At 64.6% G+C, this 22,991-nt stretch carries 30 protein-coding genes; 18 read left to right on the forward strand and 12 right to left on the reverse strand.

The window, feature by feature from the left end; genetic code table 11:
- Positions 1 to 80 precede the first annotated feature (80 nt).
- Entirely contained in the window at positions 81 to 479 is a 399-nt protein-coding gene (locus M3N53_13220; protein ID MDP9069288.1) for a response regulator transcription factor, read from the reverse strand.
- Positions 479 to 1,228 carry an alanyl-tRNA editing protein gene (locus M3N53_13225; GenBank protein ID MDP9069289.1) on the reverse strand — a complete coding sequence of 250 codons (750 nt, stop codon included), beginning with the start codon at positions 1,226 to 1,228 and terminating at the stop codon, positions 479 to 481. The genes M3N53_13220 and M3N53_13225 overlap by 1 nt, the downstream gene beginning before the upstream one ends.
- A 48-nt stretch (positions 1,229 to 1,276) precedes the next feature.
- Between M3N53_13225 and M3N53_13230 the strand changes: the two genes are divergently transcribed.
- The 11 genes from M3N53_13230 (at position 1,277) to M3N53_13280 (ending at position 9,032) form a co-directional block, all read left to right on the forward strand.
- Positions 1,277 to 2,419, forward strand: a complete 1,143-nt coding sequence (locus M3N53_13230; protein MDP9069290.1) for an acyl-CoA dehydrogenase — start codon at positions 1,277 to 1,279, stop codon at positions 2,417 to 2,419.
- Positions 2,416 to 3,336: a helix-turn-helix domain-containing GNAT family N-acetyltransferase gene (locus M3N53_13235; protein MDP9069291.1), complete on the forward strand. Its 921-nt coding sequence runs from the start codon at positions 2,416 to 2,418 to the stop codon at positions 3,334 to 3,336. Before M3N53_13230 ends, M3N53_13235 begins: the two co-directional genes overlap by 4 nt.
- Before the next feature lie 20 nt (positions 3,337 to 3,356).
- Complete coding sequence (locus tag M3N53_13240) at positions 3,357 to 4,088, forward strand: maleylpyruvate isomerase family mycothiol-dependent enzyme (protein MDP9069292.1); 732 nt, start codon at positions 3,357 to 3,359, stop codon at positions 4,086 to 4,088.
- A gap of 385 nt (positions 4,089 to 4,473) precedes the next feature.
- Positions 4,474 to 4,917: a hypothetical protein gene (locus M3N53_13245; protein ID MDP9069293.1), complete on the forward strand. Its 444-nt coding sequence runs from the start codon at positions 4,474 to 4,476 to the stop codon at positions 4,915 to 4,917.
- 74 nt (positions 4,918 to 4,991) lie between these two features.
- A complete protein-coding gene (locus M3N53_13250; GenBank protein MDP9069294.1) occupies positions 4,992 to 5,828 on the forward strand; it encodes an ATP-binding cassette domain-containing protein in 837 nt (278 codons plus the stop codon).
- Positions 5,825 to 6,550: a hypothetical protein gene (locus tag M3N53_13255; protein ID MDP9069295.1), complete on the forward strand. Its 726-nt coding sequence runs from the start codon at positions 5,825 to 5,827 to the stop codon at positions 6,548 to 6,550. The genes M3N53_13250 and M3N53_13255 overlap by 4 nt, the downstream gene beginning before the upstream one ends.
- Before the next feature lie 224 nt (positions 6,551 to 6,774).
- Positions 6,775 to 7,161 (forward strand): single-stranded DNA-binding protein, encoded by a 387-nt coding sequence (gene ssb / locus M3N53_13260; GenBank protein MDP9069296.1) that lies wholly within the window; start codon positions 6,775 to 6,777, stop codon positions 7,159 to 7,161.
- Positions 7,162 to 7,255: 94 nt separating this feature from the next.
- A complete protein-coding gene (locus tag M3N53_13265; protein ID MDP9069297.1) occupies positions 7,256 to 7,489 on the forward strand; it encodes a DUF2188 domain-containing protein in 234 nt (77 codons plus the stop codon).
- Entirely contained in the window at positions 7,490 to 7,978 is a 489-nt protein-coding gene (locus M3N53_13270) for a hypothetical protein (protein MDP9069298.1), read from the forward strand.
- A 179-nt stretch (positions 7,979 to 8,157) separates the two neighbouring features.
- A complete protein-coding gene (locus M3N53_13275; GenBank protein MDP9069299.1) occupies positions 8,158 to 8,385 on the forward strand; it encodes a hypothetical protein in 228 nt (75 codons plus the stop codon).
- On the forward strand, positions 8,382 to 9,032 hold the full coding sequence (locus tag M3N53_13280) for a hypothetical protein (protein ID MDP9069300.1): 651 nt from the start codon (positions 8,382 to 8,384) through the stop codon (positions 9,030 to 9,032). Before M3N53_13275 ends, M3N53_13280 begins: the two co-directional genes overlap by 4 nt.
- 4 nt (positions 9,033 to 9,036) lie before the next feature.
- On the opposite strand, the gene M3N53_13285 is transcribed toward M3N53_13280, so the two are convergent.
- From M3N53_13285 to M3N53_13300, 4 genes are all read right to left on the reverse strand, one after another.
- On the reverse strand, positions 9,037 to 9,396 hold the full coding sequence (locus tag M3N53_13285) for a hypothetical protein (protein MDP9069301.1): 360 nt from the start codon (positions 9,394 to 9,396) through the stop codon (positions 9,037 to 9,039).
- A 57-nt stretch (positions 9,397 to 9,453) separates the two neighbouring features.
- Entirely contained in the window at positions 9,454 to 10,062 is a 609-nt protein-coding gene (locus tag M3N53_13290; GenBank protein MDP9069302.1) for a hypothetical protein, read from the reverse strand.
- Between the two features lie 210 nt (positions 10,063 to 10,272).
- Entirely contained in the window at positions 10,273 to 11,412 is a 1,140-nt protein-coding gene (locus M3N53_13295; protein MDP9069303.1) for a DPP IV N-terminal domain-containing protein, read from the reverse strand.
- Entirely contained in the window at positions 11,402 to 11,902 is a 501-nt protein-coding gene (locus M3N53_13300; GenBank protein ID MDP9069304.1) for a sigma-70 family RNA polymerase sigma factor, read from the reverse strand. Before M3N53_13300 ends, M3N53_13295 begins: the two co-directional genes overlap by 11 nt.
- A 244-nt stretch (positions 11,903 to 12,146) precedes the next feature.
- Between M3N53_13300 and M3N53_13305 the strand changes: the two genes are divergently transcribed.
- The 6 genes from M3N53_13305 to M3N53_13330 all read left to right on the forward strand — a co-directional run bounded on the left by M3N53_13305 (position 12,147) and on the right by M3N53_13330 (position 15,003).
- Complete coding sequence (locus M3N53_13305; protein MDP9069305.1) at positions 12,147 to 12,425, forward strand: hypothetical protein; 279 nt, start codon at positions 12,147 to 12,149, stop codon at positions 12,423 to 12,425.
- A complete protein-coding gene (locus tag M3N53_13310; GenBank protein MDP9069306.1) occupies positions 12,422 to 12,592 on the forward strand; it encodes a hypothetical protein in 171 nt (56 codons plus the stop codon). The genes M3N53_13305 and M3N53_13310 overlap by 4 nt, the downstream gene beginning before the upstream one ends.
- Positions 12,589 to 13,011: a hypothetical protein gene (locus M3N53_13315; protein MDP9069307.1), complete on the forward strand. Its 423-nt coding sequence runs from the start codon at positions 12,589 to 12,591 to the stop codon at positions 13,009 to 13,011. Before M3N53_13310 ends, M3N53_13315 begins: the two co-directional genes overlap by 4 nt.
- Positions 13,008 to 13,889: a bifunctional DNA primase/polymerase gene (locus M3N53_13320; protein MDP9069308.1), complete on the forward strand. Its 882-nt coding sequence runs from the start codon at positions 13,008 to 13,010 to the stop codon at positions 13,887 to 13,889. Before M3N53_13315 ends, M3N53_13320 begins: the two co-directional genes overlap by 4 nt.
- 39 nt (positions 13,890 to 13,928) lie before the next feature.
- A complete protein-coding gene (locus M3N53_13325) occupies positions 13,929 to 14,522 on the forward strand; it encodes a hypothetical protein (protein MDP9069309.1) in 594 nt (197 codons plus the stop codon).
- An 82-nt stretch (positions 14,523 to 14,604) separates the two neighbouring features.
- On the forward strand, positions 14,605 to 15,003 hold the full coding sequence (locus M3N53_13330; protein MDP9069310.1) for a hypothetical protein: 399 nt from the start codon (positions 14,605 to 14,607) through the stop codon (positions 15,001 to 15,003).
- A gap of 263 nt (positions 15,004 to 15,266) precedes the next feature.
- Here M3N53_13330 and M3N53_13335 read toward each other — a convergent pair whose 3' ends face one another.
- The 4 genes from M3N53_13335 to M3N53_13350 form a co-directional block, all read right to left on the reverse strand.
- Entirely contained in the window at positions 15,267 to 15,662 is a 396-nt protein-coding gene (locus M3N53_13335) for a hypothetical protein (GenBank protein MDP9069311.1), read from the reverse strand.
- Positions 15,663 to 15,727: 65 nt separating this feature from the next.
- Positions 15,728 to 16,123: a single-stranded DNA-binding protein gene (ssb, locus tag M3N53_13340; protein MDP9069312.1), complete on the reverse strand. Its 396-nt coding sequence runs from the start codon at positions 16,121 to 16,123 to the stop codon at positions 15,728 to 15,730.
- A gap of 115 nt (positions 16,124 to 16,238) precedes the next feature.
- Entirely contained in the window at positions 16,239 to 16,439 is a 201-nt protein-coding gene (locus M3N53_13345) for a hypothetical protein (GenBank protein MDP9069313.1), read from the reverse strand.
- Between the two features lie 6 nt (positions 16,440 to 16,445).
- A complete protein-coding gene (locus M3N53_13350; protein ID MDP9069314.1) occupies positions 16,446 to 16,625 on the reverse strand; it encodes a hypothetical protein in 180 nt (59 codons plus the stop codon).
- Between the two features lie 207 nt (positions 16,626 to 16,832).
- Between M3N53_13350 and M3N53_13355 the strand changes: the two genes are divergently transcribed.
- Complete coding sequence (locus M3N53_13355) at positions 16,833 to 20,066, forward strand: relaxase domain-containing protein (protein MDP9069315.1); 3,234 nt, start codon at positions 16,833 to 16,835, stop codon at positions 20,064 to 20,066.
- A 3-nt stretch (positions 20,067 to 20,069) separates the two neighbouring features.
- Here M3N53_13355 and M3N53_13360 read toward each other — a convergent pair whose 3' ends face one another.
- Together M3N53_13360 and M3N53_13365 are read right to left on the reverse strand one after the other, a co-directional pair.
- Positions 20,070 to 21,287 (reverse strand): hypothetical protein, encoded by a 1,218-nt coding sequence (locus M3N53_13360; protein MDP9069316.1) that lies wholly within the window; start codon positions 21,285 to 21,287, stop codon positions 20,070 to 20,072.
- Positions 21,284 to 22,537, reverse strand: coding sequence for a winged helix-turn-helix domain-containing protein (locus M3N53_13365; GenBank protein MDP9069317.1), 1,254 nt, complete (start codon positions 22,535 to 22,537; stop codon positions 21,284 to 21,286). Before M3N53_13365 ends, M3N53_13360 begins: the two co-directional genes overlap by 4 nt.
- Positions 22,538 to 22,991 lie beyond the last annotated feature (454 nt).

The raw sequence follows: 22,991 nt of genomic DNA on the forward strand, positions 1-22,991 counted from the left end.
CGCACGCTGCGCGTGAGGGGCGACCCTCGGTCGGTCTCGCGCCGCGCTGCGACCTCGCGCCGGTGCGACCCCGGGCCGCGTCAGGAGGTCGTGGAAGATGTCCGGCGCGACTGCCCCCGTGTCTGGTCGAGCGCCTCGAGCTCGTAGGTCAGCACGTCTCGTTCGTCTCCTTTCACGATGTATCCCGAGGCGCCGGCTTCTCGCATCCGCTCCCTTGTGTCGAAGTCGATACACGACGACAGGGCGAGGACCTGGATAGAGGGATAGAGGCGTTTGATCTCGCGCGTAAGAGCCACACCGTCGATCCCTGGCATGTTGACGTCGGTCACGACGACCTGGGGCCGCAGGGCGGACAACATCTCAAGTGCCTCCTCCCCGCCACCTGCCTCCGCTACGACTGTGAAGGTCGTCTGACGCTCGATCAGTCGCCGCACGCAGCGACGGACTTCGGGGCTGTCGTCGACGAGGAGGATGTTCATCAGACGAAGCGCACCTCGCTGGCGCCGACGGGCTGTTCGACGAGAGCTAGGCGGATACGCCGGTTGTGGCGCCCTTTGTTATCGATCTTGGCGATTCTGACCGGCGGGGACATGGCCGTGTTCGCGATGTGCGTCCCGCCGCACGCTTGCTGGTCGAGCTCGAGTATCTCAATCGTTCGGAGCCGACCGTCCGAAGTCGGCGGCGGCGCCACCGAACGGCTGCGGATCATCCCGGGTATCGCCGCCGCCGCCTCTGCCGCCATGTATATCGAGCGGACATCGGGGCCGCCGCGGATCACGTCGTTGATGTCGTGCTCGATGCTCCGCAGGTCTTCGCTCTGTGCTCCGGGTAGGTCGAAATCCATCCGCGCGGTCCCGTCGCCATAGATCTGGGCTCCCGTCACGAGCGCTCCGTCGAAGCGCTGAAAGACGAACGCGTTGAGGATGTGCGTCGCGGTGTGGAGTTGAGCGACGCGCGCCCGGTGGTCGCGGTCGATCCTTACCACCACCGCGTCCGCGACCTCTTCGGGTGTATCGAGGACATGCCACCACACGTCGCCCTCTTTCACGACGTCGCAGATCACAGCCGCGCCGTGCCGGTGCTCGAGCGACGCCCGATCACAAACCTGTCCGCCGCCTCCTGGATGGAGAGCCGAGCGTGAAAGCACCACGGCGCCCGGACGGGTCTCGACGACGGTGGCCTCGAACTCGACGAGGTTCGGCTCGGAATGGCAGAGGTAGTCGCCCATCACCTGTATAGTAGCCTAAGTCAACTAAATCCTTGACGGAGGCTACCATTGGTCCCGGTTCCTTCTCAGGCCTCCGACGCCAGCGTCCACGACGTCGGGCGAGCAGGCGCATCTCTGGCTCGGGAGCTGGCCCGGGCGCGTTCGCACTCAGAGGAGGTTTCGCGACGGGTCCTGCGGACGCTGGCGTCGGCGGGCGCCGCCGATCTTGGGTTCGTCCGTGGGGAAGGTTTTCAGCGTGGTGACGTGGCAGTGGCGATCGCGCACATGAGGAGTCTCGCGGAGGCCTCAGCGACGGTGGCATCTATCTACATGATCAACACCATTCTTGCTGGGGCGCTAATCGAATGGGGTGGTAGCCCGCGCCAGAAGGCGAGCCTCCTCCCCGCAATCCATTCCGGGACGGAGGAGTTCGCGTTCGCGCTGACGGAGCCTGAGGCGGGGTCGGATGCCGCGTCCATCCAGACGCGAGCGCTAGCCGTCGAGAGCGGGTACGTCCTCGACGGACAAAAGCGTTTCATCACGGGCGCCGCCACGGCTGATCACATACTCATCGTGGCCCGAACGGGGGAAGCGCGAGCTTTGACGATCTTCGTCGTGCCTCGGTCGAGTGACGGTCTCTCGGTTGAGGTTCAGGACAAGCTTGCCCTGGAGAACCACGCCTCCTGCCGCGTCGTGCTGGAAGGTGTGCGTGTCGGCCACGACGCTGCGCTCGGTGAGGGCGACGGCGTTGATCGTGCCTGGGCTTTGCTGCGGCGTTCAGGCGCTCTCGAGCGACTCGTCGTCGCGGGGCTGGCGACCGGCATGGCGCGAACGGTCGTGAGCCGGTCGATCGAATATGCGCGCAATCGGCAGCAGTTCGGGCAGGCGATTTCTTCGTTCCAGTCGATACAGCACACGCTGGTCGACAGCGCCTGCACGCTGCGCGTCATGGAGCTGCTCGTCGACGATGCCGTCGAGGCGTGGGAGCGAGGCGACGACCCGACGCAGACGGCGTCTACTGCCAAGTACCTGTGTTCTCAGCATCTCCAGGACATAGTGGCGATGGGGATGCGCGTCCTTGGTGGCCGCGCGTTCTTCGACTTTGAGGACATGTCGCGTCTGTACCGCGAGGCTCCGTTGACGCTTTATGCCGGCGGCACGAACGAGATTCAGAAGAATCTCGTGGCGCGCTCGCTCGGCCTCACGGCATGAGCAGTGCCGACGAGCGGGTCGCGGTTGTGCGGCGGTTCAATCGGTCCTACACGAAGGTCTTGGGGCTGCTTCGAGACCGCCTTCTCGAGACGCCGTATTCCTTGACCGAAGCCCGCGTGCTCTTTGAGCTTGCGCAACGTGGCCAAACCGATCTCAGCGAGCTGCGCCGGGAACTCGACCTCGATGCTGGTTATCTCAGCCGGATCCTTGGGCGCTTCGAGGAACAAGCGCTTGTCGAACGTACTCGCTCGACGGCCGATGCGAGACGGCAGGTCATCCGGCTCACCGAAGCCGGTCGCGACGCGTTCCAGGTCTTGGACGCGCGCTCCGGAGACGAGATCCGAGCCCTGCTCGTCCGGCTCAGCGAGGACCAACAGCGCCGGTTGATCCGAGCGATGCGCGAGATCGAGGACATCGTCGCGCCTCAGGATTCACTGAGAGCAGTGGTTCTACGGCCACCGCGATCGGGTGACTTCGGATGGGTCGTTGAGCGTCATGGCGCGATCTATGCGGCGGAATACGGATGGGATGAGACCTTCGAGGCACTCGTTGCCCGGATCGTTGCCGATTACATCGACCGACGCGACCCGAAACAGGACGCGGCGTGGATCGCGGAGGTCGAGGGCGACCGCGTCGGTTGTGTGTTCTGTATGAAGAAGACCGACGAGGTGGCACAGCTACGTATCCTTCTGGTAGAGCCGAGCGCCCGCGGCATGGGCGTTGGCGCCCGGTTGGTCGACGAGTGCATCCGCTTTGCTCGCGCCGCCAGCTATCGCCGGATGATGCTGTGGACCAACGACGTGCTGGACGCCGCGCGCCGCATCTACGAGCGCGCCGGGTTCAAGCTGGTCGAGGAGAATGCCCACCATAGCTTCGGACACGACCTCATAGGGCAAAACTGGGAGCTGGAGCTTTGAAACCGTCTGAGGTTCCGGACGTGTTCGACGCGCTCGAGGCCGAGCAAGACCAGCTCGCGGTCGCGCTCGCGTCTTTCACGGAGGCGCAGTGGCACAGCGCTTCGGGATGTCCGGGATGGCGCGTCGTAGACGTGGTGCTTCACCTCGCCCAGACCGAAGAGCTGGTTATGCGTTCAGTGCGTGGTGATGAGTGGCCGGCCGCGGGGCGTCTCGCAGGCGAGACTGCAGATGAAGCGGCGGCCCGCTGGGTCGCTGCCGAGCCTGAATGCGAGGCGTCAGCGGTCTTCGAGCGTTGGAACAGTGCGCGACGTGATGCCGCGAAACTGTTGCGTTCCGCCGCGCCCGATCGCGCGGTGCCATGGATTGCAACCGCGCTCAAGCCACGAACGCTCGCGACCACCAGGCTGTCCGAGCATTGGATACATGCGCTGGACATCCTGGTGCCGCTTGGGATGGGCTATCCCGAGACCGAGCGTCTGTGGCATGCCGCGTGGTTGGCTCACCGGACGATTCCTTACGCGTTCCAACGCGCCTCTGCGGGTGATCCTCCCGGGGTGCGTCTCGAACTGCGATCGCCTGGCGCGGCCGTGTGGGAGTTCGGGCCCCATGCAGCCGACTGCCGCATCACCGGTGCTGCAGCTGAGTTTTGCCGCGTTGCGGCGCGTCGCAAGGATGCGGGCGAAGCGGTGTCGCTGCAGTTGGAGGGCGACCGGGCTCGAGTAGTTCTCGAGCTCGTTCGTCTGTACGCGTAGCGCGGCGTCGCGTTCCCGTTCGTGATGTGGTTCGCCGAGCGGTCGTCTGCTGCTGGTAACTTGAGTGACGGGCTGCGACAATCTGGGGCCTCCGGCTCTGCGTCGAACGCGGTCAGTTCTCCGCGACATTGACCTTGGTCCATGCGACCTCCTCGTAGGGGCCGCTGCTGCGCGCCGAGAACAGCCGTTCCTGCTGACGCAACCGTAGTCCGCTAACTCCTCCACGCAACCGCACGCTGCGCGTGAAAGGCCGACCTCACACGGTTCTCCTACATGGGCTGCGTCTTCGGTCGGCGGGTCGGCCTCCGGCCGAAAGTTCAAATCAGGAGCCAGGGTTGTCTAGGGCGCTTGACAAAGACCGCTCTCTGTCTAGTAAGGTAGACGCATGGCCCGAGATCTGAAGCGCCTTGTCCAGGACGTCAAAGGAGCGCGCGCCGAGTTCGAGGCGCGTCTAGACGATATGGATGCGGCCAAAGAGCGCTACTACGAGAGCGTGCGCCGCCTCTACAAGGCCGGTATGCCGCTCCGAGAGATCGCTGACACCGTAGGCGTGAGCCATCAACGCGTGCACCAGATTGTAGGAGAGGAACCGGCTCGATCACGTGTGAAGCGCGCGGTTGCGAAACGAGCCCGTGCAGGTGGGGCCGCTCTGCTACTCGTTCTCGGTGGCACTTGGGCAGTGGCGAGCAGCGGTCCGCAACAGCCGCGCGCCGACGCGCTCGGTGATCTGGAAGATGCTCGCCGCTTCCTCGAAACGTCACTGCCCGACGAAGCTCGGGAGTTCATCGTGCCGCGCCTTGACGGGATGGTGGAGCAGGCGAATCAGTGACGGCGACGTCCTCGCCTGACCAAGTCGTCTTCGCCGTTGAACACCTGACTAAGCGCTTCGGGAACAGCGCAGCCGTGGACGACCTGTCGTTTCAGATCCGGCGGGGCGTCATCGCCGGCTTCCTCGGACCGAACGGCGCAGGCAAGACGACGACGATCCGGGCTCTGCTCGGCCTCGTTCATCCGTCCGAAGGAGCTGCATCGGTGTTCGGACAGCCCTACCGAGAACTGACACGTCCTGTTGCAAAGGTCGGCGCGGTACTCGGTCCCTCCGGTTTCCATCCGGCGCGTACCGCACGGAAGCATCTCGAGATCGTGGCGACCGGCGCGGGAATAGATCGTTCGCGGGTGGACGAGACGCTCGCGCTCGTTGATCTCGAGGACCGGGGCAACGATCGGGTGGGGGCGTATTCCCTCGGCATGAAACAACGCCTTGCTCTCGCCGAGGCCCTGCTCGCCGACCCTGAGTCTCTCGTCTTGGATGAACCGGGAAATGGTCTCGATCCCGCCGGTATGCGATGGCTGCGCGGCCTGCTAAAGGAGATGGCCGCACAGGGCAAGACGATCCTCGTGTCGAGTCACCTTCTGTCCGAGGTCGCAGAGATCGCCGAGGAGGTCGTGGTCATCCATCGTGGGCAGCTGATCGCTCACGACACCGTGGCGGAAGTGACGGCGCGCCGGCGAATCGTGCGCCTGCGCGCGGAGGAAACGGAGCGCCTCCGCGATGCGATCAGGGGCCGGGCGACCGCGGTGCAACGCGAAGGAGACAACCTCCTCGTCGAAGGCCTTGAGATCGAAGAAGTGGGTCGCATCGCCGCGGCCGCGGGCTGCGTCGTGCTTCGACTTGAAGAGGTCCGGCCCGCGCTCGAGGAGGCGTTCTTCGAGCTTGTCGAGGGAGGGGCGGACGCGTGAGAGCCCTGCTGGTTGCGGAGTTCAAGAAGGTTGTCTCTGTTCGTGTCAATGTGATTCTTGCCGTTGTAGCGGTGCTGCTCGTGTGCGCGCCGACGCTCGCTGTGTTCCTGGGTGACCTAAGCGTTTCTCAACATGTCGTAATGCGGTTCATCGACGACGGGGCCATCGTGTTGCTCGCGCTGGGGGTCATGGCAATGACGTCGGAGTTTCGGCACGACCTCGTGTCCGGGCTCTTCCTCATCGAGCCTCGGCGCTACCGGGTCCTGGTCGCGAAGCTTGTGGCTTATGCGGTTGTCGGCGCCGGACTCGCGCTCGTGATGTCGCTGGCGCATCTCGTATCCGTTCAGGTGGGCGTTGCTGTGAGCGGCGATCAGCTGACACTGTCGGGTGGCACTTTGTGGGCGGCTTACGGCGGTTTCGTGCTGGGCGGTGCGTTGTGGTGCTCGCTGGGAGTCGCGGTCGGCTCTGTTGTGGTGAATCAGGCCGCTGCGCTGGGAGTGACCTTGATCTGGGCAGCCGTGGTGGAACGAGTGGTCGCAGCGCTATGGGAGCCAGGTCGGTACTTGCCGGGCTCCGTTCTGTCGGCTCTTGCGGGTTCCTCGGTTGCGACCGACCCCGTTTCCGCGATGCCGGCCGCATTGGTCCTGCTGACCTACGTGCTCGCCTTTGGAGCATGGGCTTGGCAATCTCTGCATGTTCGGGATGTCACCGCTAGTCGGTAGTTGGTCATCACCTTCTTGCCGGCGCTGCAGCGCGCCGAGTTCAGCCGTTCCCGCTGACGCAACCGTAGTCCGCTAACTCCTCCACGCAACCGCACGCTGCGCGCTCATGAGTGCTCGCTCGACTTCGTCGTCGGTTGCGTTGCGTCGTTCGGGCGCGGACTTGTTCCGGTGGCGTCGGAACGGCTTCGGGCGCAGCCAAGAAGCGCCCAGGAAGAGAGGTAGTGATGAACCAGGTCGCTCTAGTCGGGAACATCACCGACGATCCCGAGCTCCGCTACACCCAGAGTGGCGCGGCCCTCGCAAGCTTCACCGTCGCGGTCAGCCACCGCAGCAAGCACAACGGCGAGTGGCAGGACGTCAACGACGGGTTCTTCCGCTGCACGGCATGGCGCAGCAACGCCGAGAACGCAGCGCAGACGCTGAAGAAGGGCATGCGGGTCTTCGTTGCCGGCAAGCTCGCCCAGCGCAACTGGCAGGACGAGGGCGGCAACAAGCGCCAGAGCGTCGAGATCCAGATCACCCACGTGGGACCGGATCTTCAGTTCGCTACCGCAGAGGTAGCCAAGTCCGCCGCAGAGGGTTCCCCGGCCCCTGCGGCGGCCGCCGGGTAGTCCCCCTCCTTCTACCCGGCACGTTCGGAGCCCGGCTTCGGCCGGGCTTCGACGCGGTATAGACGGGGAAACGCATTAAGGAACGGAGGAAAAGATGAGCCGGATCGTTTACGAGGTCTCCCCAAACGGCGGGATGTGGAAGGCCCAAAGGGATGGCGAGTTCTTCGGACAATGGCCGACGAAGGAGACCGCGGAGGCGGCAGCGAAAGGGGCGGCCCGAGAGGAACACGACGGTGGAGCTTTGACTCAGGTGAGAGTGCACAAGTCGGATGGAACGTTTGATTACGAGGCCACCTTCGGAGAAGACCCCCGAGGCATCCCAGGCTAAGTGGCAACGGTCGTCTTCGTCACCGGTATCCCGAGTTCGGGGAAGTCGGCGGTGGCCAAGGCTCTGCTACAGCTGGACCCCGCCCTCGAGCTCGTGGAAACCGATGTTGAGATTCGCAAGGAGGGGCTCGGTGCAAGCACGCTGTTCAACGCGAGGCGCATCTTCCGGCGCGTGTTGGACAAGATCGAGACCTTGAGCCAGGACGCGTCCGTGGTTGTCGACGGATCTTTGCCGGCGACCTACGTGAAGGAAGCGAAAGAACGTTTCGGTGACAAGGCGCTCTTCGTGACGCTGCGAGTAACTGAATCGGAGCGACGCAGGCGCGAGCGGTCCCGCCGAGATCGCTCGCCGATTCAGTGGAACGAGCGGATGACGAGCCTCGGTGGAGGGCGAGAGCTCTACGACCTGGTGATCGACTCGACCGCGACGAGCCCTGACGATGCTGCACGACAGATCCTTAGGGCTGCCCGGGAAGTAGGCCTCGACTAGCTCCTGACACCCTTCGCTCGACGGCTGCTTCTCTTCTAGCGCACGGCACTTCGGGGTCAAGGCGGCTCCGGTACCGCTTCGCTCCTTATCCTCGCCGCCGCCTGCGGCGGTTCCCTTGACCCCTCCGCTGATGCCGCGCGCTCCGAGGCGACGAAAGCCGTCGACCAAAGGAGGGCGCAATGGCACTGCTCGAGAAGGAAGTCACCCGCTTCGCCGAGTCCCTTGACGACTACGACCACGTATCCGTTGTCGATATCGGAGGGTCGGGACCTCACGGTTACTGGCTCGTGGTGCGAGACCACCGCTTCGATCGCCGTTACGAGATCTCCTCTCACTGCGACTACTGGGACTTCATCGCCGCTCTAGTGGGTCACCGCCAGTGCGTCGCCCTGAAGGAGGTGGCGTGATGGTGAAGCTCTGCTATTGGTGCCGCGAGCCGCTGCCTCCTCTCCCGGAGGATGCGAGCTACGTCCAAGAGATCAACCATTACGCGCACGAAGAGTGTCTCGAGGAACGCGACGAACGTAACCGGGGTATGGATCGGTTGCGAGCCGGCATCGTCAAAGGATCGATCGACTTGATACCCGGCGCCGTTCGCAAGGCAGTTCTGGATCGCATCAGGGCGTCTGGGTTCGCGCGTCGCTGCCCGTGCCTCTACGACGCCGAGTACGGCTTCCAGGGACACGAGTCACAGTCTTTCTCGAACTACGACGAAGTTGCCGACTTCGACGAGCGCAACAGCGTGAAGTCCTGCGAGCTCTGCGGGGGTTCGGGCAACTACGACCCCCTGCCGAAGCTCGTGGAGTTGACCGACGACAAGGCTGCCGAAGCGTGGATCGCTGAAGAACTTCCCCGGAGCTCCGGTCCTTGTGACCTCTGGACCGGGTTCCCGGAGAATGGTTGGTACTACGACGCGCTCGGCTACAACCGCTCGGGCAAAGGTGATGTACGAGGAGTAGCGATCTACAACCCGGACCTGATGCAGGGCGGCGTCATCACCTGGCTCGAGATCGCGGACCTTTTCCGGCCGCGCGTCCAGAGCAGCCTCTTCTGAGCGGCTAAAGACGCTCCTCGGGGTGCGCCTTCAGCCATAGGAGCGCGAGCGCGGTCTCATAGACGAGATCGATCCTGTAGATGGGCGCGATCCGTCCTCGCAGCATCGCGTCGTTCGCTGCGAGACCTGCGGCCGCCGCCAGGCCGATCCACCGTTCCTGGTTGGTGACCTGGTCTCGGGCGGCCGCGGTTAGGAGCGTGGCGCAAACGAGCGCCATCCAGCCGGCATGTGCGTTCAGGATCCAGTCCTCCGCGTCGAGCTGATGCGCCCGCCGGTAGTGCTCTCGTCGGGTGAGAGCCCATGCGCTGAAGTAGCCGTAGGACGAGGCCTGGATGAGCGCGATCGTGCGGGGGCGAGGCCACATGTTGTGAGCGTAGGTGACGGAAAGACACCTGCCATAGTTTGTGGACCTAACTTGGTCCTAGATCTTGTGGGTCCTCCACTGCGTGAAGTCAGCGCACGCTCCGTAACCACCGTCGCCGTGAGGGTCTGGGGCAGCACAAGAGCTGTTCTGGTTCTGTTGCTCGAAGCTCGTGACGGCCCTCCACTTCCAGCGGGTGATGCCCTTGCGCAACAAGCGGCGAGGGAACGCGGTATCGAGGCTGTGTTTGTCTCGGCGGCCGACGCTGGCGGAGCCCACCAGCTCGTCGTCGAAGTAGGTGCAGTTCTTGTACATGCGTCCGAGCATCTCGAACTCGCTGTTGGTGATAACCAGGCACCGCTCTATAGCGCGGTCAGCGTCGAGGTCGAACTCGAAGGAGATGAAGTTGTGGTTGCCTGAGACGATCTCTCGCTCCCATGCCTCGTAGGTGACGAGGCGGTAGCGGAGCTCGATCTCCTTAAATTCCCTTTGGGGGTGGGTCTGGAGTAGATGAGCGACACGATGACGCTGGCGGGCAGCAACGATGTCCAGTGGCCCCGCGGAGTCGTCCTTGTCCAGCTCCGTCTTCTCGTGAGTCATTCCAGCAGGCATCGTCGCGACTAGAAGTACGGCTACTGCCGCCGCTCCCACAACCCATTTCTTTCGCACTACTGCCCCCCTTCACCGTTCTTCCAGATTAGAACGGAAGATCCGATCCGCGGCTCTGATTCTGCAGCCATCGTTGGCTCCACCGTCGCCACGTAGCCGACCTTCCATGCCTCCCGGTCGACGGCTGGCTTACGCCTAGCACCGGCCGCTGTGCGCGCCGCCAAACCGCGTCTTCTACCGCCTCCTCCCATGCTTGCATCAGGTCTCGCGTTACGGTTTCCACGCTATGCCTCTCAGCATCTCGAACACAGGACTCTGCGCCGCCCTGGTCCCGTCGAGGTCGACGATGAGCACCCTGCCTGCGGCGCGACCGAGCTCCTCGTCCAGCACGACAACAGCGAGTTGATCACCGGCGGGCGACCACACGACGTCGCCGACCCGAGGTCCGCGATACGAATCACCGTCCCCGCCAGCTTCGGGACTCTCGCTTGAGGTGCTGACTACCTCGATCTCGCGTGGGCCGTGCGCGCCCTCCTCGAGCAGGTAGACGGACCTCGAGAACGAGCGGCTGAACACGATGGTCCTGCCGTCGGGGGACCAAGACGGCCATCCCTCAACCTCGTCGCCGTTGGTTATCTGGCGTTCCTCGCCGCTTTGAAGATCCACCGCATAGAGGTCGACGGTGGCCTTCCGGTTAGATGCGAACAGGAGCTCAGTGCCATCAGGCGACCACGCGGGGAACGCGTCAGGCCCGGGATTGGTGGTGACCTGCTGGAGGCTCCGGCTGTCGATATCGAAGATGTAGATGTCACCGTTGCCGCTGCGGTCGCTGACGAATGCGATGCGCTTCCCATCCGGCGACCACGCGGGCGATGTGTCGGTCTTCTCAGAGTGTGTGGTGCGTGTGACCGTCCCTCCCTCGGCCACGCGCGAGTCGGTCGCGATGAACAGCTCCATGTTGGGGTTCAAGGTGTCGGGATCGCCTTCCTTCACGTTCATCGAGAACGCGATCATCGACCGGTCGGGTGACCAGGCGGGCTCGGCTTCGAAGCCGATCGGAGAGGCGTCCAGAACCAGCTCTGCTCGCCCCGACTCATCGAGCGCGTAGATCGTGTTGTCGCGCCCGGCTTCTGTTCCAGCCTGGAGCTGGCCCGCGACCAAGATGGGACGCGTGGAGGAAAGGGTGGGTCCTCGCTCCGCCGGTGGCAGCCGACGCCTGTGGTCACTCGATAGCAGCGTGGCCCCGCCGCTGACCGCTGCTACGGCGAGCGCAATGAACATGAGCCCGAGCGACCCGTTCACCATGAGACGCCGCTTCTTTCCCTTCCTGATAGCAGCGACCGCGTCCAGCGTCGGCGGGGGAGCGGCCTTCATCTCCCGTTCGAAGATGTCGCGCAGGTCATCGGTCATGGTCTTCTCCTAGCGAGCGCCTAAGGGACGCCCTCCCCTGGGATAGATGAGCTTTCACAGTCCCCTCGCTTATCTGCATGATCTGCGCGATCGAAGCTACGGAGAGGTCCCCCACGTAGTAGAGGACCAACGCCTTGCGCTGTCGGGTCGGCACCAGACGCAAGGCGCGCGAGAGATCGGTCCTGGCCGCTGCTCCCTCGGCGTCTTGAGCGGAGTGGATTTCTGGAGCAGGTGCGACCGCCCGACGGGGAGCAGGCTTGGAGGCGTTGAGGGCCGTGACGATGACCCACCCCGCGGCCCAATCCTGCTCGCTGAGTCTGCGCCAACGTGCGTAGGCGCGCGAGAAGGCTTCCTGCGCTGCGTCGAGGGCCTGGTCTCGATCCCGCACGACCAACCACACCGACCTGTAGACGCGCTCGAAGTGCTCTCGGTAGAACGCGTCGAACTCCAGCGCTCCCCCTTCCGCCACTAGTTGCTGCGCATGTTGCATGACAAGTAAAGCGCTGAGGGGCCTGTGCGGTTTAGCCGCGTGTCGTAACCAATCTTCCACAGCCTCCCGGTCGACGGCCCGCTTTCTTCTAGCACCGGCTGCTCCGGCGTCAAGGGCGCTCCGTTCCTCGGCTGCGCCTCCGGTACTCGCGTCACTGCGTGATGGCTTCGCCACCCTTGACCCCTCCACTGATGGCCGGTGCTCCTCCGGACGGCGAAAGCCGTCGACCAACAGGGAGGCAGACGTGGAAGAAACCATCGGCTACGAGGCTCTCTTCTCTCGCGAGGAGTGGGACTCTCTGGAGCTCGCCGAAGAGGCGGATGGGGGGGCGGATGACCGGCACGGAGTCACGATCTGGTACCCGCCGGGTGAGTTCGCCGGCAACGAGGCGCGCCACGAGCTCGAGTGCAAGCGCTGCGGTTACATCGGTGCAGCAGACGGTGCCGACGAGGCGGAGGTGATGGCACGTCTGCACGAGTCCTTCGTAGCGACGCTGGTCGAGAGCTGGAGCGTGGAACGATGAAGCCTCACACCTCGCCCGATCTGGGTGATCTCGTGATCGTGCTTCTCGCGTCGACGCTCGCGGGTCTGCGTGACCGGCTGGCCGATGATGGTTTCGACAAGGCCTCCGAGTTGGCTGCAGAGCTGACGCAGCGCTGCGACACCTACCTGGTGGGGGTCGGGTCGTGAACGCGGTGGATCGCAAGACGATCAAGATCATGCTCGCCTGCCTCGAGCTCGAGGTGGGAGAGCTTGCCGATCGCATCGGCTATGACCAGGGTTATGTCGTGAACGTTCTCAACGGATTCACGAAGGCATCACCCGGTTTCCGTCGCGCTTTGGGTGACACTCTCGCCTCCCTCATGCTGGGCCCGCACGCCGACAGCGTCAACGAGACCTATTCGCCGGAGCCGCTGGTGCGTCTGATCGAGTCACGCGCCGCGCAGGCCCCGAGCAAGCGAGAGTTCTACCGGGAGCTCGGAACGAACGCTCAGGCGATCAGGAACCGCAAGTTCTTCGACGGGATCTTCGTCGACCGCATCTGCTGCGCGCTCGGCGTGCACCCGTCGTCAGTCTATGGGATCGAGTACGAGCGGGAGGCTTCGTGAACGTGTTCCGGGAGGCTGCACTCGGTTACGCGCACCGCGGCTGGCGGGTGTTCCCGCTGCACGGCATCGTCAACGGCGCTTGTACCTGCGGACGTCCCGAGTGTGGGAGTCAGGGGAAGCATCCGCTTGTGCGGCGCGGCCTCTACGAAGCGACGACGGACGCGGCGCAGATCGACCGATGGTGGCGCCGGTGGCGGAGCGCCAACGTCGGCATCGCGACGGGCGCTGATTCAGGCATCGTCGTGATCGACATCGACCTGCCGGCCGCGAACGTGTCGCTGGGGGCTCTGCTCGAGAAGGGCCTACCGACCACGCTCACCGGCTTGACCGGCGGCGGTGGCGTCCATCTCGTGTACGCCTCGCGAGATCCAGAGCTTGGCAACAGCGCAGGTCGTCTCCCAGGCCTCGACGATGAGCTTCCTGGGATCGACTTGCGCGGCAACGGCGGTTACATCGTCGCGGCTCCAAGCGTCCACCGCAGCGGCAGCTGCTACCAGTGGCTTGAGGCCAACGTTCCAACGACCGGTGCACCGCCGTGGCTGAAGCGTCCGGAGCGGGCGCACAGTGAGCTGGCTGAGCTGAAACCACCGATGTTCGACGGTGACGGCACTCCTTACGGTCTCGCCGTACTGCGCGACGAGGTCGAGACGCTGGGTGCCGCGCAGGTGGGAACGCGCAACCACCAGCTGAACCGGGCGACGTTCGTTCTGGCTCAGCTTGTTGCCGGCGGCGAGCTGCTCGAGGGGCCGGTACGAGAAGCCGTCTTGTCCACGGCTCTAGCGATAGGCCTCGACGAAGCGGAATCGCGCCAGACCATCGACAGTGCCTTCGAGGCCGGCTCCAGAGCGCCGCGAGTTGCCCCTCATCGCATGGTGTAGGGGAAGGCTGACCACCGACGCCGCGGTGAACGATTTCGGGTGGAGGAGGCCTTGGGGAACATCCAGACCCTTCGCGCTGTTCGAGCAGGCACAGGGGTGCTTGCAACTGGAAACCAAATCGGTGCTGCCTCTCGTATCCAGAGAAAAGGATCAATCACTCCACCGAAGGGCACCGTCGTGAAGAAAGCCCCCGTACTGACAGCACTCCTAGGTCTGACACTCGCGTTCTCCTCTGTTGGGTCGGGTATGGCCCAGACGCCCCTGCCCAGGAGGGTGGCGTCTTTGAGCGGAGACCATCCAGCCGCGATGAACCCTGATCGGAACGGGAGCGCTCGGGTGGTACTGAGACTAGATCGACCTAGCGCAAAGGTTTGTTACCGCGTCGCATTCGAGAACATGGTCGTTCGAGGTGTCTATGTCTACAGGAACGGTGCCGACGTGAACGACCCGTTCGTAAAGTTGTATGACGAGGCACCGACGGCGGATTCTCCGCTTAAGGGATGCGTTACAGAGACCGGTGGTCAGGTCGATCGACTCAAGATCCGGAGGCTGAAGCGTCACCCGGCCCGCTTCTTCGTGAAGGCTTTCGAGTACGACGGAAGCGACATCACCGGCACGCTCGGCAGGCCCTAAGAACCCATGAGCTGATGTGGTGCCGACCGCTCCTCGCCTCATCTGCTTAGCCCTGATACCACCACGACTGAGAGGATCCACAATGAAGCGCACCCTGATACTCGCCGCGTCTCTTACCGCCCTGTCATTGGGCAGCCCCGCTCAAGGCTTTTCTGCGCCGACTTCTCCGACCTGTGATGGGAAGCCCGCGACTCTCGTGTTCCCCACTACTGCAAGCTCGTCGTCCTCAATCGAGGGTACGGACCGTGATGACGTCATCGTGACGGGACCTGGCACCGAACAGATCCGAGGCATGGGTGGGAACGACACCATCTGCTCGCGCGGCGGAAACGACACCATCTTCGGCGGGAGGGGTGACGACAAGCTGATCGGCGGCACGGGCAGGGACGAGCTCGCCGGTAGGAAGGGGCTCGATCGGGCGCTCGGCGGCCACGGTCGCGACCGCTGCTCCGCCGAAAGAGAGCGCTCTTGCGAGCGTTGACGGTCGTCTCTTCGAGCTAGGGGCCTAGAGGGTAGAGGGCGGGTACGAGAACACCCTCCGCCGTCTGGCTTAACGGTAGATGTTCGGCCCCGGGTCCTGTCCTTCCGACATCAGGAGATTGGGTTGAACGTCGCTCTCCCATAGTCGTCGCTGATCAGGGGTCAGGTGCGCAAGGCCTACCTCGAGGCATCCCACGATCCCTTGGAGACTGGCTGACAACTCTTCTGGAGCCTTCTCGTCGTCCACGGCTTCGAGCCTAGTTCTCATCGAACATGGAAGCCGAGCCTCTTGCCGATCCGGGTTCCATCGACACGCCAGGTGACCGTGAAGGCGCCCGGGCCACGCATGCTCGGCCACTGCTTGAACCACGCCACGCTGCGCCCGAAGGTGCCGTCGGCGCGGGGTCGCAAGCGGTACGGCGCACAGCACTCGTAGTCCTCGCGGTGGCTGTACACGCACAGGTCGAAGACCTCGAAGTAGCGGGCTGCAGTGACTATCCGCAGCTTGCGCACGCGGTCGACCTTGCGGGCGGACTGACACAGATCGCCTGACTCACTGCAGTAGACGTTCGGTTGATGGTGAGCTCTGGCGGAAGCGCTGATCGCGATCATCGACGCCGCGATGGTCGTGACCAGTAGCGACCTGAGAATCAGTGGCATGTTCGGCTCCTAGGGGGAGGGCTGCGGGCAGGATCGCGGGTTCCCACCCGCAGCCATGGGCGGACCTAAGCGGGCTGTGCTGCGGGAGCGGCCTCCGCCGAGTCGTTGGCGTTGATGACCTTGCGAACGTCGAGCACCGGAGCGATCGACTCCACCCGGATCTCGATCCTCGAGACCGTCCGGCTGTTCTCGCCGTTCGTCTTGAACTTCTTCTGCCGCAGCGCCCCGGTCAACTGGACCTCGGTGCCCTTGGGGCAGGTCTCCGTCAGAGCCAGGGCCTGACCGCCGAAGGCCTCGCAGTCGAAGAATCCATCGAGATCGTCCTGGAAGCCGGCATCTCCCTTGCGGGTCGTGCGGTTGACCGCCACGGCGAAGTTCGCCACGGGGGTCCCGGTGGTCAGGTACCGGAGTTCGGGATCGGCCACCAGCCGGCCCACCAAAAAGACCAGGTTCTTGTTCACAGCTGCTCCTTTCTGGGTGCCGCCGCGGCACCTTCGCTGGCGTCATGTAGGCACCGGAAGGGGAGCAACTCAATTTGAGAAGTCTTTGAGAAAACTTGAAGAAAACTTGGTGGGCCTATTTCCGCCGCCTGGGGACCGCCAAGACAACTTCCCAGACGCTGCGACCGCTGTCGGGATCGAGGATCTGCTCGGAGCTCCGGACGTCAGCCCAGCGGGCCCCGGCGGCGATGGCTCTCGAGATCGCCCTCGCTTCGGCGAGCTGCCGGTCGAGGATCTCGACGTGGATCGTGCGCAGCCGGTGCCGCCGGAGCCTCATGCCGGCCTAGTACCGCCGGCCTCCCGTGACCGCTCCGAGCGTCTTGAAAGCGACAGCTACCGCTAGGAACACCACGAGCCCGAGAGCCCACAGCACCCGCCGCAGTCCGAAGACCTTGACCGCCATGAGGAACATGACGCCGTAGCCGATCACGAAGACGACCGCTCCGAGCTCCTCGCGTGTCACCACTCACCTCCCAGGAAGAACCACTTCCCGAAGAGGCTAAGGACCCCGTGAGACATCTCCAGTGGCCGACATCACAGGCTCAAGGTTCCTCCGATCTGCGCGAAGCGCTGAACGAAGCACACACTTGCACCCTTGGTGCCGCCCACCAATTCTTCTCAAAGTTTTCTCAAATAGAACCGGCCGCGATCCCGTGCTTGATTCAGGGGCGTGCTCAATATCGGAAAGCTCCGCCGGGGCGGCGAGAACTACTACCTGAACTCGGTCGCCCGAGGGGTGGAGGACTACTACCTCGGCTCCGGTGAAGCTCCCGGCTACTGGCTCGCGTCAGGCGCGGCCGATCTGGGGCTTGAAGGTCAGGTCGGAGAGAGTGGGCTTCGGAACGTGCTGCGAGGCGCGGACCCTTTCTCGGCGGCGCCGCTCGGCAAGGGGCCGACGCGAGAGCGGGTTCCGGGGTTCGATCTCACCTTTCTGGCCCCGAAGTCGGTGGCGCTCCTACATGAGCTTGGTTCGAAAGAGGCTTCGAACGAGGTCGTGAATGCGCATGACGCTGCCGTCGCCGCCGCGCTCGGATACCTCGAGAGGCAAGCTTCGGGCGCTCGACGCGGCAAGGGCGGCAAGACCGCGATTGCCTCCAAGGGGTTCATCGCGGCGGCTTTCCGGCACCGGACATCGCGCGCTGGCGACCCGCTCCTCCACACCCACGTCCTGGTCGCGAACCTCATCCGTGGCAGCGACGGCAAATGGGGGGCACTCGATGCCAAACACCTCTATCGGCACGCCAAAACGGCCGGGTACCTCTACCAGGCGCAACTCCGCAAGGAGCTCACCCGCAGGCTGGGAGTCGAGTGGTCCCGCGTCCACAACGGCGCGGCAGACATCGAGGGGATCGACCGGACCGTCATCCGCGCCTTCTCCCGACGCCGCCTGGAGGTCGAAGCGGTGCTGGCTGAAAGGACCGACGCCAGTGGCCGCGAACGGGAGGTGGCCGCTTTGACGACGCGACAGGCCAAGGACTACAGCGTGTCACCGCAACGTTTGCTGCCGCAGTGGCGCGAGAAGGCGGAGCAGCTCGGGCTCCGGACCGAAGTGCTGGAGCGAACGCTGCAACGCACCCGCGACGCCGCGATCACGCACGATGAAGCCGCTTCGATCATGGATCGGCTGGCCGCCCCAGGGGGCCTGACGGAGCAGCAGAGCGCGTTCACGCGCCGGGACGCGATACAGGGCCTTTGCGAACAGATGCAGCAAGGTGCGGACGTCGCTGAGGTAGAGGCGCTGGCCGATGCTTTTCTCGCTTCCGACCTGGTCGTCCCGCTCGCTGCTCGCGAGGGTGGTGTTACCGAAGTGGGCAGCCGGCGAGTTTCTGAAGGTCGGCTCTCGTCATCGACTGTCGAGAGCGTCTACTCGACCGCCGACATGCTCTCGGTCGAGCACCAGGTCGTGGAACGCGCACTGGAGCGACGCTTCGATGGCGTCGGTCTGGCTGAACCCTTCGCCCTTCACACAGCTATTGCGCGCCGCCCGACCCTGTTCGACGACCAGCAAGCGATGGTTACTCGCCTCACCACCTCAGGTCTGGGGGTCGAGGTGGTCGTGGGCAAGGCAGGAGCAGGCAAGACCTTCGCACTGGACGCTGCGAGGGAAGCCTGGGAGATGTCCGGCACTCCGGTGATCGGCTGTGCACTAGCCGCGAGAGCCGCGCAGGAGCTGCAAGTGGGCTCCGGCATCCAGAGCTACACGATCGACGCCCTGCTGATGGACCTGGACCACCCTGAAAGCGCAGGGCTTCCGAGCGATTCAGTCCTCGTGGTCGATGAAGCGGGCATGGTCGGGACGAGGAAGCTTGCGCAGGTCTTCCGCCACGCCGACCAGGCGAACGCCAAGGTGGTGCTGGTTGGCGACGACCGTCAGCTGCCTGAGATCCAGGCAGGAGGTGCCTTCCGCGGTATCAAGAACCGGCTTCCGGCGATCGAGCTTTCGGAGGTCCGCCGCCAGCCGTTCGGTTGGGAGCGCGAGGCGCTCGACCTCATCCGCGAGGGCCGCTCGGAGGAAGCGATCGCGGAATACGAAGAGCGTGGCCGCGTTCACGTGGCGACCTCTGCCGAAGATACGCGTCGCCAGCTCGTGGCTGATTGGTGGAGCACTCGGGACGAAGCCGAGCCTGGAGTCATGATCGCGGCGCGGCGGTCAGACGTCGCAGACCTGAACGACCGGGCGCGGGCGCTGATGAGGGCGCAAGGTCGCATCGACGACCACGAGCTCGAGGTCGCAGGTCAAAGCTTCTCGGTCGGTGACCGAGTCATGACGCTCAAGAACACGAGGCGTCTGGGGGTGATCAACGGGACCCGCGCTACCGTCCAGGCGGTTCATCACGATCGAGGCGAGCTCACGATCCGGCGTGAGGACGGCACCGACGTCACCCTGCCTGCGAGCTACCTCGAGGCAGGTCATCTCACGCACGCCTACGCGATCACCGGACACAAGGCCCAGGGGATGACCACGCAGAAGGCGTTCGTGCTGGGCGACCAGACCTTGTACCGGGAGTGGGCCTACGTCGCGATGTCGCGCGGCAAGGAGAACAACTCGCTCTACGTCGTCGCCGGCATCGATGCTGAACGATCCGACGCCGGAGGCCAGGTGGAGCGGATCGTCGACCCGACGAAAGAGCTCATCCGCGCCGTAGGGCGCAGCCGGGCCAAGGACCTGGCACTGGACGTCTACGAGCACGCCGAGATAAAGAACCTCAGCTACAAGGAGCTCCGAGCTGAGTGGGAGCGTCTCGGGCAGGAGCTCGGTGGCGTGCCAGCCGACGCAAGCGCGGAGGCGGCACGCACGGAGGCGGAGAAGCGCGATCTCGAGACTGCCATCCGGCGAGAGAAGGAGAGGTCGCGAGCGGCGAGAGCGGAGCTTGCGGCTATGAGTTTCGTAGCTCGGCGCCGCGAGCCGCGAAGGGCCGCGCGCCTGCAGCGACGGACCGCGGACGCGGACCGCCTCGTCGCTCGCATGGAGAAGGAGCGGGTGGGACTAGAGGAAAGACAGGCCACGATAGACCGCCAGTTAAGGGATCGGGAGGAGTGGCTGATCGACCACGCGCCACAGGTCCGGCGTCGGTTCGCATTGGAACGAGAACTGTGGTGGCGAGAGCATCAGAGCGCGCTGGCCGCTGAGGTGGCCATGCCCGATTACCTGGTGGCCACGGTGGGGGGAAGACCCGAGACGCCTTCGGAGAGGGGCGCGTGGAAGCAAGCTGTCAAGGCCGTGGAGACCTACCGGCAGCGCTGGGGGATCAATGACCAGGCGTCGGGTCTCGGAAACGAAGCGCGCGGCCGCGCGCAGAGGAGCGACCGCGCTGAGGTCGAGCGCCGTCTCGCGCGCGAGCACGATCCAGAAGCTTCTCGAGAGCGTGAAGCGCCTTCGCTCGAACGGTCCCTTGAGCTGTAGTTGCTAGCGCTCGCAGGAGTCCTTGGAACCGCTTCCGCCCTCCTGCCGACACAGGTCGCGCCCAGGTCCTCCAGAGAATGAGTCGTTGCCTGCCCCACCCACCAAGCGGTCATCTCGCTGCCCGCCGTCGAGCCGGTCTGGCCCATCTCCTCCGTACAAGACGTCGGCTTCGCCTCGTCCATAAAGCGCGTCGGCTCCCATGAAGCCGAACGCGGTGTCTCTGCCGGAGCCCGCATAGATCACGTCGTTGCCGACTCCGCCGCGCACGTCATCACTTCCCGCGCCCGCATCGATACGGTCGTTGCCCGCCCCTCCGAGCAATTCGTCCGAACCGCTGCCGCCTGTGAGCTGGTTCGGGTGACCGTCTCCGAGGATGCGGTCGCTGGCGGGGGAGCCGGTCACCATTTCGACCAGCGATACCTGTTGCGTGGCCGGAGTGAGACCTTCCCAAGAGACGACGCCCGTCCCGAGATTCACCGTGATCCCAGCGCGGACCTTGAAGGCTTCGAAGGTGATGCGGTCGCCGTTTTCGTGTGGGCCCCCGCTTAGGAGGTCGTCGCCGAAGCTCCCGTGGAACGTGTCATCGCCGCCGTTGCCGATGAAGCGGTTGTCTGCAGGGTTGCCGGCGAACATGTCTGCGTGCGCCGATCCGTACACGCCTTCGACATCGGCCAAGCCTTCGACCGCTACGAGCGTGTCCAGCCCATGCCCGCCTTTTGCCGTGAGGCCTCGGAGATCGACAACTACTCCGGGCGAAGGAGCCGCGTCGTAACGGATGTAGTCGGTGCCTCTGCCACCGGAGAGGAGATCGTCTCCCAGCCCGCCGACGATCCTGTCGTCTCCGTCGCCACCCATGAGCTGATCCTTGCCTGACCCACCTGTGAGCGTGTCGTCGCCTAGGTTCCCGCTGACACTGTCGACACCTGGACCTGCCTTGACCTGGTCGAAGCCATCGTCGCCTGAGACCGCGTCATTACCGCTTCCGGCACAGATCTTGTCGTCGCCCCCCCGTCCGTCTATCTGGTCGTTGCCACCCCGGGCGATGATCACGTCGGGACCAGATGTCCCCGTGATGGTGTCGTTGCCGCTTGTTCCGATCAACTCCGGATCGGTGGCCGGATCGCCGAGGCAGGTTGGTCCCGCAGCCGCAGGACTTACCAGCGCTCCAGCGACGAGCAGCAGGCTTAGCTTGATTGCAAGAAAACGCTGCTGGTGGATCACAGCGACCTCCCGTACCCGATGACGGAACCCTGCCAGCCGCGGCGAGTCGCCTCGGCTTCGCTTGTGCTGTAGAAGAAGTCGCCGTCTCCGTTCGTGGAGTACCAAAGGGTGACCACCTGAGACGCCGGCTCAGTTCTCGGCGTCGCCGAGATGAAGATGTAGGCCGTTCCCTGGTTCGTAGAGATCGCCCGCGTCCCTTCCTCCTCATAGCTATAGACGCGAGCGATGGCTCCGCCCTCGTAACCCATGGCTTCGTGCTCACTGGCCGCGCTGGCCTCGATCGTGACGAAGTGGTCTCCCGTCTGGTGATTGACCAGGTGGTAGAGGTAGCGCGTAGGTGCCGGCGGGTAACTCGGAGGCGCTGGTTTCTTAGATGGCGCCTCCCGCGCGGGTTCGTCCGTTCCCCCTTGGTTCCCGCTCGTCGGGGGCTGCGACGATCCTTCGGTGGATCCGGCGTCGCCGTCCGGGAGCACGCCGCTTGGGCCCTGCCTCGACCCTGACGCCACCGGAGGTACGGCTTTGGGCCTCTCGCCCCGCTTCGGCTTGTCCGGAGCTTTCCGGCTCGACTTCGTGGGCTTCTTTCTGGCCTCACGTCGTCGAACTGCGTCTCCCGAATCCGGGTCATCTCGGGCCGCGGCTTCGTTCCGGGCCGCCTCCCGCTCGCGGGTGGAGAGCGAATAGCCCGCGAGCCACGATCCCCCGAGAAGGAGGCTCGAGATCAACAGGGCAGCGATTAGGACCGACGGCCTCACGATTCGACGGCGCGGACCAGTGTCTGCTTTTGGAGCTGCTTTCGCGACGGCGTTCCAGCCCGGCTCCACCTCTCCCCCGGACCCGGCGGGTTGAGGCTCCGCCGCTGTTGCGTCGCCTGGCTCGACCACGACGGGCGGGATCTCGTCCTCCAGGGACGGCGGCGAAACTCCCTCTACGACTTGCACCGCCGAGTGGTCCAACGCAAACCCCACTCCTCGTCGGTTCCGCACGATGCTGCGATCGTGGTCACCGATCAGCTTGCGGATGCTCCAGATGCGCCAGTGAAGATCCTGAGCGTCCATGTAGGCGCTGTCACCGAATGCCTCTTCGAGAAGCTCCTTACGCGAGACAACTTCTCCGGCACGCGCCGCAAGCACGGCGAGCAATGAGAACTCCACCGGCGGGAGCTCCACCCTCTTGCCGTCCACGATTGCGGTACGAGCGGCTAGCTCGATGACCAGCGACGTCGCCCGCGCGGGTGTGGTTCCGGCGTCCATCCGTAGCGACCATTAGGCGCGTCCCTGGTAATTCCTACCTGCGGCCCCGAACTGCCTTCGGAATTCTCGATTCCCAGCCCCGCCGGAAGGCCTCCAAGACTTCTCAAAGTTTTCTCAAAGACTTCTTAAATACAGATTCGCCCCGTTGTGTGCGCATATGAGCGTCGTATACGACGCACGAAAGGACGGACATGGAGCTTCCGGAACCAGTACCCGTCGGGATACGCAGAGCCAGTCGCGAGCTCCCGACCCTCGTCGACCTGGCAGCAGACGGTTCCTCTGTGCTGATCTCCCGACGCGGTCGACCGCTGGCGGCGCTGATCTCGACTGCCGACTACGAACGGCTTCAGGAACTGGAGCGGCGGGACCAAGGCCTCCAAGCTGTCTTTCGTGGCCACGGGATCCGCATCGCTCCGTGGACGACGCCGAAGATCCTCGAGGCTCTTACTCGCTT

This window comes from Actinomycetota bacterium (assembly GCA_030776625.1).
GTDB lineage: Bacteria > Actinomycetota > CADDZG01 > CADDZG01 > WHSQ01 > MB1-2.

Bases quoted from the DNA above. Each gene is read 5' to 3' on its own strand.
- M3N53_13220 (MDP9069288.1), bottom strand. From the start codon at position 479: ATGAACATCCTCCTCGTCGACGACAGCCCCGAAGTCCGTCGCTGCGTG.
- M3N53_13225 (MDP9069289.1), bottom strand. From the start codon at position 1,228: ATGGGCGACTACCTCTGCCATTCCGAGCCGAACCTCGTCGAGTTCGAG.
- M3N53_13235 (MDP9069291.1), top strand. From the start codon at position 2,416: ATGAGCAGTGCCGACGAGCGGGTCGCGGTTGTGCGGCGGTTCAATCGG.
- M3N53_13245 (MDP9069293.1), top strand. From the start codon at position 4,474: ATGGCCCGAGATCTGAAGCGCCTTGTCCAGGACGTCAAAGGAGCGCGC.
- ssb (MDP9069296.1), top strand. From the start codon at position 6,775: ATGAACCAGGTCGCTCTAGTCGGGAACATCACCGACGATCCCGAGCTC.
- M3N53_13265 (MDP9069297.1), top strand. From the start codon at position 7,256: ATGAGCCGGATCGTTTACGAGGTCTCCCCAAACGGCGGGATGTGGAAG.
- M3N53_13275 (MDP9069299.1), top strand. From the start codon at position 8,158: ATGGCACTGCTCGAGAAGGAAGTCACCCGCTTCGCCGAGTCCCTTGAC.
- M3N53_13285 (MDP9069301.1), bottom strand. From the start codon at position 9,396: ATGTGGCCTCGCCCCCGCACGATCGCGCTCATCCAGGCCTCGTCCTAC.
- M3N53_13295 (MDP9069303.1), bottom strand. From the start codon at position 11,412: ATGACCGATGACCTGCGCGACATCTTCGAACGGGAGATGAAGGCCGCT.
- M3N53_13300 (MDP9069304.1), bottom strand. From the start codon at position 11,902: ATGCAACATGCGCAGCAACTAGTGGCGGAAGGGGGAGCGCTGGAGTTC.
- M3N53_13310 (MDP9069306.1), top strand. From the start codon at position 12,422: ATGAAGCCTCACACCTCGCCCGATCTGGGTGATCTCGTGATCGTGCTT.
- M3N53_13330 (MDP9069310.1), top strand. From the start codon at position 14,605: ATGAAGCGCACCCTGATACTCGCCGCGTCTCTTACCGCCCTGTCATTG.
- M3N53_13335 (MDP9069311.1), bottom strand. From the start codon at position 15,662: ATGCCACTGATTCTCAGGTCGCTACTGGTCACGACCATCGCGGCGTCG.
- M3N53_13345 (MDP9069313.1), bottom strand. From the start codon at position 16,439: ATGAGGCTCCGGCGGCACCGGCTGCGCACGATCCACGTCGAGATCCTC.
- M3N53_13365 (MDP9069317.1), bottom strand. From the start codon at position 22,537: ATGGACGCCGGAACCACACCCGCGCGGGCGACGTCGCTGGTCATCGAG.